At 75.4% G+C, this 12313-nt stretch carries 9 protein-coding genes; 3 read left to right on the forward strand and 6 right to left on the reverse strand.

The annotated features are described in order from the left end of the window. Positions 1 to 10 precede the first annotated feature (10 nt). The 3 genes from M8316_RS08410 to M8316_RS08420 form a co-directional block, all read right to left on the reverse strand. Positions 11 to 2011 (reverse strand): ArnT family glycosyltransferase, encoded by a 2001-nt coding sequence (locus M8316_RS08410; RefSeq protein WP_250053680.1) that lies wholly within the window; start codon positions 2009 to 2011, stop codon positions 11 to 13. Beyond that, complete coding sequence (locus M8316_RS08415; protein WP_308195978.1) at positions 2008 to 3618, reverse strand: glycosyltransferase family 2 protein; 1611 nt, start codon at positions 3616 to 3618, stop codon at positions 2008 to 2010. The genes M8316_RS08410 and M8316_RS08415 overlap by 4 nt, the downstream gene beginning before the upstream one ends. Positions 3619 to 3755: 137 nt before the next feature. Beyond that, positions 3756 to 4574, reverse strand: coding sequence for a polyprenol monophosphomannose synthase (locus tag M8316_RS08420; protein WP_250053681.1), 819 nt, complete (start codon positions 4572 to 4574; stop codon positions 3756 to 3758). 269 nt (positions 4575 to 4843) lie between these two features. Here M8316_RS08420 and M8316_RS08425 point away from each other — a divergent pair, with 269 nt between their 5' ends. Beyond that, positions 4844 to 6103, forward strand: coding sequence for a PQQ-dependent sugar dehydrogenase (locus M8316_RS08425; RefSeq protein WP_250053682.1), 1260 nt, complete (start codon positions 4844 to 4846; stop codon positions 6101 to 6103). 155 nt (positions 6104 to 6258) lie between these two features. Here the strand turns inward: M8316_RS08425 and ilvA are convergent, their stop codons facing one another. From ilvA to M8316_RS08440, 3 genes are all read right to left on the reverse strand, one after another. After that, the gene (ilvA, locus tag M8316_RS08430) at positions 6259 to 7533 is read right to left on the reverse strand and encodes a threonine ammonia-lyase IlvA (RefSeq protein ID WP_250053684.1); all 1275 of its coding nucleotides are present in this window, start codon (positions 7531 to 7533) and stop codon (positions 6259 to 6261) included. Between the two features lie 32 nt (positions 7534 to 7565). After that, entirely contained in the window at positions 7566 to 8324 is a 759-nt protein-coding gene (locus M8316_RS08435) for an SDR family NAD(P)-dependent oxidoreductase (RefSeq protein WP_250053686.1), read from the reverse strand. A gap of 69 nt (positions 8325 to 8393) precedes the next feature. Next, positions 8394 to 9590 (reverse strand): acyl-CoA dehydrogenase family protein, encoded by a 1197-nt coding sequence (locus M8316_RS08440; RefSeq protein ID WP_250053688.1) that lies wholly within the window; start codon positions 9588 to 9590, stop codon positions 8394 to 8396. Between the two features lie 129 nt (positions 9591 to 9719). On the opposite strand from M8316_RS08440, the gene M8316_RS08445 reads away from it, so the two are divergent. Together M8316_RS08445 and M8316_RS08450 are read left to right on the forward strand one after the other, a co-directional pair. Then, positions 9720 to 10337 carry a TetR/AcrR family transcriptional regulator gene (locus M8316_RS08445; protein ID WP_250053689.1) on the forward strand — a complete coding sequence of 206 codons (618 nt, stop codon included), beginning with the start codon at positions 9720 to 9722 and terminating at the stop codon, positions 10335 to 10337. Positions 10338 to 10619: 282 nt separating this feature from the next. Next, complete coding sequence (locus M8316_RS08450) at positions 10620 to 12161, forward strand: hypothetical protein (RefSeq protein ID WP_250053691.1); 1542 nt, start codon at positions 10620 to 10622, stop codon at positions 12159 to 12161. Positions 12162 to 12313 lie beyond the last annotated feature (152 nt).

Below are 12313 nucleotides of genomic sequence, written 5' to 3' on the forward strand. Positions count from 1 at the left end.
GTGGGGCGGGTCACGGGGCCGGCAGCAGGTAGTCGGGAGCGCCGAGCGGGAACGTGACCAGCAGCCCGTCGGCCGTCTCCTCCACGGAGGCGGGCGCGTACGAGCCGGTCTGGGCGCGCACCTGGGCCGCCAGTCGGCGGCCGGCCGCCGAGTCGAGCGGTCCGCCGTCGACCCCGGTGAGGAGCAGGCGATGGGCCGGCAGCTCGTCGGTGCTCTCCCCGGCGGCGACGGGGAAGCCGCCGACGGTGAGGTCGAAGTCGGCCGAGAGCTGGCCCAGCAGCAGCACCGAGCGGGCGTCGGCGGTGCCGCGACGCAGCGCGCGGGCCGCGTCCTGCGAGAAGGACAACGCCGGGTTGTCGAGCAGCTGGCGGCCCGCCGCGGTGCGGGCGCGCTCGTCGTAGTCCTGCGCGGCGTAGAAGGCGTCGATGCCGTCGGGCATGACGCGGACGACGTCCACGGTCTCCGGCCCGCCGTCGCCGAAGGAGGCCACGACGACGCCGTTGTCGCGGGCGGAGTCCATCACCGGCGAGGAGCCGGCGGCCTGCCGGACTCCTTCGGTGACCAGGGCGTAGTCGTAGTCGGACCAGCCGTCGGGGGCGAGGTCGTAGACGGCCGGGTCGGTGTCGGCCTTGTAGTACCAGACCACGTCCTCGCGGGGGATGCCCGCGCGCACCAGGTCCAGCCAGGCGGCGTCGTCGACCAGGATGCGCTGGCCGTCGGTGAGGTTGCCCTCGACCCAGGCCTCCGCCGAGCGCAGCGGGGCGTCGTCGTCCGCCGTCCACAGCCGCCCGAGCGCGGACGGCCAGGTGAGGGCGGCGCCGGCGAGCACGGCGAGCGCGAGGACGCCGGCCAGGCCCCCGGCCGCGGTGCGCCTGAGGGTGCCCGCGGAGCCGCGGGCGTGCCGCAGCCCGGCCTCGACCACGGCCGGGACCAGCAGCGCGGCCAGCGGCAGCAGGGCGATGACGTAGGGCACCGGGAGGTAGCCCGGCTTGAGCACGATCGCGGCCAGCACCAGGAACGCGGCGGCGTAGGGCCGCAGGCGACGCACCAGCAGGCCGCCCGCGGCGGCGGCGGTGCCGCCCAGCAGCAGCGGTGCACCGAGGTCGAGCCACGTGCGCAGCGACTGGCCGGCCTGCGTGGAGGCCGACAGGACGCTGCCCGAGGAGTCACGACCGACCAGCTGGAAGTAGATGCCGTCCCAGAGCGAGACCCGGCCGGCGCCCGGCAGGAGCTCGCCCTTGAGCAGCGCCAGGGCCAGGTAGCCGACGCCGGCGAGCACGAAGAGCGCTCCGGCCACCGACAGCGTGTAGCGGCGCGTGTCGGGGGTCGCCGAGCGGAGCAGCTGCCAGACCAGGAACGGCAGGAGCAGCAGCGTCGTCTCCTTGGTCAGCACGGCCACCGCGAAGCAGAGGGCCGCCGCGGCGAAGGAGACCAGCTGGTGGCGGCGCGAGAGGGCGAGGACGAACGCGGCCAGCACCCACGGGGTCGCCACGTTGTCGAGGTAGACCGTGCGCGAGTACTGCACGACCAGCGGCGAGAGCGCGAACAGCAGCAGCGCGGTGGCCGCGGCCGGCCGGGACAGCCCGAGCCGGCGTCCGAGCACCCAGAGGAGCGCCGCGGAGACCGTCGCCGCGACGACCATCGCCTCACGCCCGGCGAGCACGCTCACCGAGTAGCGGCCGAAGCCGTCGGTGAGCGCCGTCCATCCGGCGACCTGGATCCAGCCGAGCGGCGGGTGGTCGTACCAGTAGGTGTAGTGGCCCAGCTCGCCGAGCGTCTCGACCGCCCACGCCTGGGCGACGTAGGTGCCCTCGTCGTCGATGCGCTGCGGGGCGCCGCCCATGTTCACCAGGCGGGCGACTGCGGTGAGGACCAGCAGGGGAGTCAGCCACAACGCGGAGGTGCGGTGCTGCGCGAACCAGGAGCGGGCCCGGGCGAGTCGTCCCGGGCTCGTCGGCACGGCGGACGCGGCGGAGCCCTGCGTCCGGGGCGGGGTCAGCAGTGCGGTCATCGGGCAGCCACCTCCGGGACGGGTGCGGTGCCGGCGTCCGGGACGACGTGGGCGCCGGTGTGCTCGGTCTTCTCCCACGAGGAGTCGCCGCGCAGCTCGCGCCAGGCGGCGCGCAGGGCGGCGAAGGCCAGGAGCACCTGGTAGGGGAACGTGCCGAGCACGAGCCGCAGGTAGTCCCACGGCCGCAGCCGGACGCCGTACGCGCGGGCGAACTCGCCCAGCCCGGCGGCCTCGACCACGATCGTGACGAGGGTCGGCACGACCGGCACGAAGCTCAGCAGCGCCACCAGCGTCGGGACCTTGGCGAAGAGCACCAGGCCGATCGAGACCGGGATCATCACGCCGGTGAAGGCCTGCAGGAACGGCATGGCGAGCGTGTACCGGGCCAGCAGCCGCTGCCGGCGCGTGGGCAGCTGCTTCCAGATGCCCTTGCCGAGCACCTGGAGGAAGCCCTGGCTCCACCGGGTGCGCTGCTTGACCAGCGAGCGGACCGAGCCGGGGGTCTCCTCGCGGGTGACGACGTCGGTGTCGTAGGCGACCGCGACGGTCGCCCCGCCGGTCGAGAGGCGCACGCCCAGCTCGCAGTCCTCGGCCAGGCAGTCGCCGTCCCACCCGCCGGCCTCGCGCAGCAGGTCGGTGCGGACGAAGATCGTGTTGCCGCCCAGCGGGATGAAGTGCTGCTCGGCGTGGAAGTGCAGGCGGCTGCGGAACCAGAAGTAGTACTCCAGGCAGTTGCGCAGGCTCCACCAGGTGGTCTGCACGTTCATCAGCTGCACCCCGCCCTGCACCAGGTCGGCGCCGGTCTCGGTGAAGCGGGCGTCGACCAGGCTGAGCAGCCGCGGGTGCACCTCGTCCTCGGCGTCGAAGACCCCGACGACGTCGCCGGTGACGTGCGGCAGGGCGGTGTTCATGCCCCGCGGCTTGTTCTTGGGCTCGGAGTGGTCGATGACGACCTTCACCAGCGTCGGGTGCCGCTCCTCGGCGGCCCTGGCGACGGCCTCGGTGCCGGGGTCGTCGTGCCCGATGATCACGATGATCTCGAGGTCGGGGTGGTCGGAGGCGGCCAGCCGGTCGATGGTGTGGCCCAGCACCTGCTCCTCGTGCCGGGCGGGCAGGAGCACCGTGAAGCGGCGCTGCGGCGGCACCGGCGCGGCCGCGAAGCCGGTGGTGCGCAGCGACTCCGTGCTGCGCCACGCGTGCAGCATCCACAGCAGGGTCGTGCCGGCCACGAAGGTCATCACGGCCGAGGCGAGCAGCAGGACGGCCCAGCCGGCGCGGGCGGCCCAGGAGGTGGTTCCGGCCTCGGCCGGGGCGTTCCCGGAGTCGGTGCCGGTGCCGGAGCTGGTGCCGGTCTGGGTGTCGGTGTCCGGCTGCACCCGGACGCCGTCCTGGCCGTCGGGCAGCAGCGGCGTGCTGTCGGCGACCGGCTGGGCGGCTGCCGCCCGGTCGGCGGAGCCGGTCGTGGTGGACTCCGCCGCGCTCGCGGCGGGTGCGAGGGCAGCGGCGAGGGCCGCGAGCAGCAGCGCCGTCGCGGCGAGGAGGCGGGCGGGCCGATGGGCCCGGCGCTGGTGGAGGGCGTCGTCGCGACGCCGAGGAGGGACAGGCACGTGAGGGTCCTTCGGGGACGAGAACGGGCGGCCGCGGCCGGGCGCACAGGCGCGCCGGCGGGCCGGGGAGGCGGTCGCGGGACCGCGGGGGTCGACGGGGGTCGACCGTGGGTGGAGGTGGGCGGGCGCGGCCCGCGTCACCGGTGCCGCGGCAGCGCGACGACGGGCGCGGCCACCGGGACGGCGCGGGCGCGGCCGCGACGGTGCAGCCGGTCGGCCAGGCCCCACACGCTGACGCGCCACAGGGCCTCGCGGACGATGTCGCCCGTCATCTTCGAGGCACCGTGCTCGCGCTCGTGGAAGTCGATCGGTACCTCGCGGACGGCGAGGCCCGCCTGGAGCACCCGGCGGGCGAGGTCCACCTGGAAGCAGTAGCCCGCGGAGGCGATCTCCGTGAGGTCCAGCGAGCGCAGGGCCTCGGCGCGGTACACGCGGTACCCGCCGGTCGCGTCCGTCAGCGGCACGCGCAGCAGGGCGCGGACGTAGACGTTGCCGCCGCGCGAGAGCAGCTCGCGGTGCCGCGACCAGCCGTGCACGGCGCCGTCGGGCAGCCACCGGGAGCCGAGCACGAGGTCGGCCCGGTCGAGGGCCTCCAGCAGTCGCGGCAGCTGCTCGGGCAGGTGGGAGCCGTCCGCGTCCATCTCGGCCACGACGTCGTAGCTGCGGCCGGCGCTGCGGTCCAGCGCCCAGGCGAAGCCGGCCAGGTAGGCCGGCCCGAGCCCGTTCTTCTCCGTGCGGTGCAGGACGTGGAGCCGCGACTCGCTCGCGGCGAGGGCGTCGGCGATCTCGCCGGTGCCGTCGGGGCTGCCGTCGTCGACGACGAGCACCTCGACGTGCGGACCGACGGCGAGCGTGCGCCGCACGATCATGGTGATGTTCTCGGCCTCGTCGTACGTCGGGACGACGACGAGCGTGCGTGGGTCGGTGAGTGGTGCGTGCGTGGTGTTCCCGGTCATGACGTTCCCCCCAGGTCGGCGGTCATGTGTCGGTGCGCGTACCGGGAAGTTCGGTGCGCCGGGGCCGGGCGGATGGGTGCCGACGGCACCTTTTCGTGGGCCTCGCCGCGAGCACGGCCCTCTGTGGCCCGGGAGCGAGGACGTCGCGGTGGGCCTGACCTGCACGAAGCCGACATCTGTCCCCTAGATGGGGGATCTGCACCTGTGGGAAGCCTGTGACCTGGCCGGTCCGCTTCTCACCCTTTGGTGGAGGGTGCTGAGGTGGCGGCATGAGCGAGAGCCCCCTCGTCGTCTCCCGGTCCGTCCTGCTGCGCACCGGCGCAGGCCTCGGCGGCCTGGCCGGGCTCGGCCTGCTGGGCGCCTGCAGCGCGGAGGAGTCGTCCGGTCCTGGAGCCTCGTCCACGTCCGGCGCGCCCTCCTCGGGCACGTCCGGCTCGGCGTCCGGCTCGGGGTCCGCCTCGCCATCCGCGTCCACGAGCACGAGCGCGAGCCCGACCGAGGACGCGACCGAGGACGCGACCGCGGACGCGGTGCCCCGCCGCGTCCGCGTGCGCGTCGCGAGCACGCTCGTGACCGGGCTCAACGTGCCGTGGGGCCTCGCGTTCCTGCCCGACGGCAGCGCGCTGGTCTCCTCGCGCGACACCGGCCGGGTGCACCGGGTGGGCCCGTCGGGGCGCCGCCGGACGATCGGTGAGGTGCCGAGCGTCTCCAACGTCGCCAGCGCCGGCGAGGCGGGCCTCCTCGGCCTCGCGCTGCACCCCGACTTCCCACGCCGGCCCTGGCTCTACGCCTACCGTTCGACGGCCACCGAGAACCAGGTCGTGCGGATGCGGTTCACGCCCCGCGGCGCCGGCGGCGGCACGCTCGGCCGCCCGCAGGTGCTGCTCGACGGGATCGCGAAGTCCGTCCACCACAACGGTGGCGCCCTCGCCTTCGGGCCGTCCGGCCACCTGTTCGTCGCCACCGGCGACGCCGAGGTCCCGTCGTCCGCCCAGGACACCGGCTCCCTCAACGGCAAGGTGCTCCGCCTCGAGGCCGACGGCTCCGTGCCCGCCGGCAACCCCTGGGGCAACCCCGTGTGGTCGCGCGGGCACCGCAACGTCGAGGGGCTCGCCTTCGACGGCAGCGACCTGTGGGCCTCGGAGCTCGGCGAGAAGACCGCCGACGAGCTCAACCGGATCGTCAGACGCGGCAACTACGGGTGGCCTGACGTCGAGGGGTCCGACGGACGCGGCGGCTACCGCGACCCGCTCGTGCAGTGGGCCACCGACGACGCCTCGCCCGCCGGCATCGCGGTCGCCCACGGCCGTGCGTGGCTGGCCACGCTCCAGGGGCAGTGCCTCTACGCCGTCACCCTCCGCGGCCCCCGGAAGGGTCGCGTCGAACGGTTCCTCACCGGCCGCTACGGCCGCCTGCGCTCGGTGGCCGCCGCGCCGGACGGCAGCCTGTGGCTCGGCACGTCCAACACGGACGGCCGCACCACCCCGTCCGCCGCGGACGACCGGCTCCTGCGGCTCGCCGTCCGGTGATCGAGGTGCGAGGCCGCGTGGCCGTCCGGTGATCGAGGTGCGAGGCCGTCCACGGCCGAGCCTCGAGATCGCCGCACCCGAGCGTCGGTGCCCGAACCCGCCGGTCTCGAGGCTCGTCGCCGGGGCTCCTCGCACCTCGACCACCGGTGGGCGGCTCAGGTGACGAAGCGGAAGAGCGGGGAGTCCGGCTCCACGGGAGTCACGACCAGCGGGCTGGCGTCCATCCGCTCGAGCAGCCCCGCCAGGTCGGTGGCCGCGCCGAGCTCGACGCCGACGAGCGCGGGGCCGGTCTCGCGGTTGTTGCGCTTGACGTACTCGAACAGCGTGATGTCGTCGTCGGGGCCGAGCACCTCGTCGAGGAAGCGGCGCAGCGCCCCCGGCTCCTGCGGGAACTCCACCAGGAAGTAGTGCTTGAGCCCTTCGTGCACGAGCGCCCGCTCCACGACCTCGGCGTAGCGGGAGACGTCGTTGTTGCCGCCGGAGACGATCGCGACGACCGGCGAGCCGGGCGGCAGGTCCAGCCCGGCGAGCTGCTCGAGCATCCCGACACCGGTGGTGGCCAGCGCCCCGGCGGGCTCGGCGATGATCCCGTCGGAGGAGTACAGCGCGAGCATCTCCACGCACAGCGCGCCCTCGGGCACGGCCAGCATCAGCGGCGGGTGCGCGGCCACGACGTCGTAGGTGGTCGCCCCGACACGGCGGACGGCGGCACCGTCGACGAACCCGTCGAGGCGCTCGAGCTCGACCGGCTCGCCCGCGTCCAGCGCGGCCGCCATCGAGGCAGCACCCGCCGGCTCGGCCGCCACGACCTGCACGTGGGGCGCCCGCTCGGCGAGCACCGTGAGGCAGCCGGCCGCCAGGCCGCCGCCCCCGACGGGGACGACCAGCGCCGCCGGCGTCCCGACCCCCGCCTCGGCGAGCTGGGCGAGCACCTCGAGCGCCACCGTGCCCTGCCCGGCCACGATCCGCGGGTCGTCGAACGCGGGCACCGGGGTGGCGCCGGTCTCGGCCGCGAACGCGGCGCTGGCGCGGGCGGCCTCGTCGTAGGTGTCGCCGCCGATGACGACGTCGACAAGGTCGCCGCCGAGCACCGCCACCCGCTCGCGCTTCTGCCGCGGCGTGGTGCGCGGCAGGTGGACCCGCGCCCGCACCCCCGCCCGCGCGCAGGCCAGCGCCACGCCCTGGGCGTGGTTGCCGGCGGAGGCGCAGGTGACCCCGCGGGCCTGCTCCTCGGCGGAGAGGCCGGAGATCAGGTGGTAGGCGCCGCGCACCTTGTACGAGCGGACCGGCTGGAGGTCCTCCCGCTTGAGCCACACCTCCAGGCCGGTGGCCTCGGAGAGGCGGTCGCTGCGGTGCAGCGGGGTCGGGGTGAGGACGCCGGCCAGGCTCTGCGCGGCGGCGTCCACGTCTGCGGCGGTGGGGAGGTGCACCCCGCCAGCCTCTCAGAGGCGCGCAGCAAGGCTCAGCGGGGCGCCATCCGCAGGGCGCCGTCCATGCGGACGGTCTCGCCGTTGAGGTAGTCGTGCTCGACGAGGAAGAGCGCGAGGTCGGCGTACTCGGACGGCCTCGCCAGGCGCTGCGGGAACGGGACGCCGGCGGCCAGCCCGGCCCGGAACTCCTCCGAGACTGTGGCGAGCATGGGCGTCTCCACGATGCCGGGCGCGATGGTGTTGACCCGGATGCCGTGCTGGGCGAGGTCGCGCGCGGCCGGCAGCGTGAGGCCGACGATGCCGCCCTTGGAGGAGGAGTAGGCGGCCTGCCCGACCTGCCCCTCGAACGCGGCGACGCTGGCGGTGTTCACGACCACGCCTCGCTGCCCGTCCTCGAGCGGCTCGGTCGCGGCCATGGCCTCGGCCGCGATGGTGAGGACGTTGAAGGAGCCGATCAGGTTGACCTGCACGACCTTCGCGTAGAAGTCGAGGTCGTGGCGGCCCTTGCGGCCCAGGATGCGCATCGACGGCCCGATGCCGGCGCAGTTCACCGCCACGCGCAGCGGGAGGCCAGACGCGACGGCCTGCGCGACCGCGGCGTCGACCTCGGCGGGGACGGTCACGTCGGTGGGCACGTAGGTGACCCCGTCCACCTCCGGCGCCGACTCGATCGAGGCCGGGAGGTCGAGCGCGAAGACCCGCGCGCCCGCGCCGGCGAGCCGCGCGGCGGTGGCCGCCCCGAGCCCGGAGGCGGCTCCGGTGACGATCGCGGCGGTGTCGGTGACCTGCATGGGTGTCCTTCCTGGACGGTTCGGCTGTCTGTGCGGGCTGTCTGTTCGTACGGGGCGGTGCGGGGGGGGTCAGTGGGCGAGCGCCGGCACGGGCAGCTGCTCGACGACGCCGGTGTCGCACCGCGCATCCTTGTCCAGCGAGCGGCTGATGACGACCCGCTGGATCTGGTTGGTGCCCTCGAAGATCTGCATCACCTTCGCCTCGCGCATGTACCGCTCGGCGGGGAAGTCGCGGGTGTAGCCGTAGCCGCCGAGCACCTGCACGGCGTCGGTGGTGACCTTCATGGCGTTGTCGGTCGCGACGAGCTTCGCGACCGAGGCCTCCCGGCCGTAGGGCAGCCCGGCGTCGGCGAGCCTCGCGGCGGAGAGGTAGGTCGCGCGGGCCGAGACGACGGCCGCCTCCGCGTCGGCCAGCAGGAAGGCGACGCCCTGGTGGTCGAGGATGCGCTGCCCGAAGGTCTCGCGGTCGCGGGCGTAGCCGAGCGCCAGGTCCAGCGCGCCCTGGCCGAGCCCGGTCGCCACGGCGGCGATGCCCAGCCGGCCGGCGTCCAGCGCCGCCAGGGCGATCCGCAGGCCCTCGCCCTCGGCGCCGATGCGGCGCTCGAGCGGCACCCGCACGCCGTCGAGCCGCATGGTGGCCGTGGCCGAGCCGGTCAGGCCCATCTTCCGCTCGGGCTTGTCGGCCGAGAGCCCCGGTGCGTCCGCGGGGACGAGGAAGCAGGAGATGCCCGTGCGCTCGTCGGAGGTCCGGGCCATGACCGTGTAGAAGTCGGCGTGCCCGCCGTGGGTCGTCCAGGCCTTGGCGCCGTCGAGCACGTACTCGTCGCCCTCGCGGCGGGCGGTGGTGCGCATGGCGGCCGGGTCGGAGCCGGCGTGCGGCTCGGAGAGGCAGTAGGCCCCCAGCCGGTCGCCGGCCAGCATGTCGGGCAGCCAGCGCGCGCGCTGCTCGTCGGTGCCGAACCGGGCCAGCGGGAAGCAGGAGAGCGTGTGCACGGAGACGCCGACCGCCACCGAGGCCCACACCGAGCCCAGCTCCTCGAGCACCTGGAGGTAGGCGCCGTACGGCAGGCCGGCGCCGCCGACGTCCTCGGGGTAGGGCAGGCCGAGCAGGCCGGTGCGGCCCAGCGAGGCGAAGACGTCCCGGGGGAACGCCTCCTCGGCCTCGGCCTCGGCGGCGCGGGGCGCCAGCTGCTCGTGGGCGATGGTGCGGACGAGGCGCAGCAGGTCGACGGTGGTGTCGTCGGCGAGGACGCGGCGAGCGGGCATGGGTGGCCTCCCGGGCGGCTGGCGGAGCGGAGCGGTTGAGAACGTGAGGAGTACCACAGTACGCATCTCGGTACTGGCTGACCAGGTGGCTGCGCGGCCTACCCGCGGGTAGCCCTACAGTCGTGTCCCATGACCGCGCATGACCCGGACCCGGCGGCGCCGCCGTCGTCCGCCCGTCGGGGGGCGCGCCGCGACGAGCTCCTGGCCGCGCTGGTCGACCTCTTCCTCGCCGAGGGCTTCCTCGACCTCGGCATCGGCGACCTCGCCACCCGGCTGCGCTGCTCGCGCACGACGCTCTACCAGGTGGCGGCCTCGAAGGAGCAGATCGTCACGACCGTGGTGGGGCGGTACTTCCGCGAGGCCACCCGGAAGGTCGAGCAGCGCGTCGCGGCCGAGCCCGACCCCGGCCGCCGCGTGACCGCCTACCTGCTCGCCGTCGCCGAGGCGCTCGCGCCGGCGGGGCCGCGCTTCTACGCCGACCTGGCCGCGCACGCCGCGGCCGGCGAGGTCTACCGCCGCAACACCGAGGCCGCGGCGGCCCGGGTGCGGCGGCTCGTCGAGGAGGGCGTGGCGGCCGGGCGCCTGCGGCCGGTCGACGGCGCCTTCGTCGGGGCCGCGGTGGCACACCTGATGGAGGGCATCCAGGTCGGGACGCTGCGGGAGCGGACCGGCCTGGACGACGCCACCGCCTACCGGGCCCTGGCCGACCTCGTGGCCCGGGGCCTGGCGCCGGGCGCGCACTCCTGACAGGCCCCTCCTGCGTCCGCCTCCTGTCGGTGGCAGGGAGTGGCCGCGCCTGAGGAGAAGGGTGCGGGGATCGGTCACACCCGTTGCCTGTGAGGGCCCTGTAGCGCCCGTCACACGACCCCTGACCAGGGTGGACGCCCGTTCCTGTGCCCGAGTGACGGCGTCGGTGACCGGTTTGGACCGGTCAGAAAAGTAAAGGCTTGCCGTTCCAGTCGGCGCGCTCCGCTGGGAGAGTGGTTGCCGAACCGCCACGTGGGGAGGCGGTGGGAAGGCCGCCAGGGCATGGTCACGGAACAGGCGCGAGGAGCTCCGCTCAAGCCGCTCGAGGACACCACACCGCTCAACGGTGCGGCCCTCGACGTGCCCGTGCGCGTGGGCTGGCTGCTGCGGATGGCCCGGCTGACCGCCGGTGACGCCGCCGCGTCCCGCCTCTCCGACATGGTCGAGCGCCTGGGCGACGAGGGCCTCGCCACCAGCTCCTCCTCGCTGCACCGGCTCGAGACCGGGGTGGTGCGCGACGGTGGCCTGGTCGACGCCTACGAGCGCGTGCTGCACCTGCCGGCGTCCTCGCTGCGCGCGGCCGTGGACGTGATGTGCCGGGCCTTCCCCTACTCGCCCGCCGACCGCGACCCCGGCACGCCGGCCGGCACCGTCGAGGAGATGCAGCGCCTGCACGCGCCGGTGCTCGACGGCAGTGCCGCCGGGCACGAGTGGCTGGCCTGGGCGCGGGCCATGGCCCTGCCCGGCAACATCGGCCTCCCGCGAGACCTCTCCCTCGACCTGTTCGGGCAGCTGCTCTCCGAGGCCGGCCGCGCCGTCGGTCGCGGCTACGCGGCCCGCTACGACGCGCTGTCGCTGCTGCGGCGCAGCGCGTACGGCGGGCTGGTGGTCGAGGCGGTGCGCGACTGCGTGGCCGACCCGCACGTGCAGGTCGTCAACGACCCGCTGGCCGTGGTCGGCCAGGCGGTGGACGAGCCGACGACCGCCTGGGCGCTCGACCTGCTGGAGGACCAGCGGCCCTGGGTCGTCCAGGGTGCCTGCCTGGCGCTGGAGACGATGGCCGAGGTCTCCGGGGACCGCGGCTTCTGGACCCCGCACGTCGAGCGGCTGGCCCTGGCCTACAACGAGGCGCACCCCGGCACCGGCCCGTGGCGCTGGCTCTCGCACCTGATGCGGCTGCTGCCGGCGTCCGACCTGCAGCGGGTGCGCGGGCGGCTGGCGCACGCACCCAGCCCCACGGTCGCCGCGCCCGACCCGGCCAACCGGACCGCCAACCCCGTGTGGCTGGCCTGCGAGCAGCAGAGCAACCAGGTCTGCGACCGGCTCGGCGTGCCGGCGCAGCCGCTGCTGACCCGCCTGCTGTGGGAGATCGTGGCCGGCGGGCCGGAGAGCCGGGCGTCGGCCGCGTCCTTCCTGTGCACCTCCATCGAGCCGCTGCGCGCGGCCGTGGCCGACGCCGTCGCCGAGATCGCCGTGACCTCGCCCGACCCCGCCGTGCGGGAGCGGGCCGGCCGCCGGCTGGTCGGCCTGGTCGACGTCCGCGTCCCCCGGGTGCTCACGGGGTGGGCGGACGACGCGGGCGACCGGCACCGGCTCGGGCTGCTCGTCTCCGGCGTGGCCGGCGAGGTGATGCCCGAGCACGTCCTCCTGGCCGCCGTCGAGACCCCCGGCAGCGCCCGCGCCGCCACCTACTCGGCCGGCATGGCCGCGCACCCGCTGCTGCCGCGGCTGGCCGCCAGCCCGGACCCGGACGTGGCCGGCGCCGCCCGCTGGTGGCTGGCCCACGGCTCGCGCGTGCGCGACCGCGACCTCGTCGTCCGCTGAGGCCCACCCGGTCGGTGGGCTGGGCCGCCGGACCCCGGTCACCTACACTCACTCGTGAGGGGAGTACCCCGCCCAAGCTCGACCCGGTCAGTACGTCGGTCTCCACGGACCGACCCGGGCGGCGCCGGCACCCGTGCCGGTGGGGGAGACCT

The sequence above is a fragment of the Nocardioides bruguierae genome (assembly GCF_023554635.1).
GTDB lineage: Bacteria > Actinomycetota > Actinomycetes > Propionibacteriales > Nocardioidaceae > Nocardioides > Nocardioides bruguierae.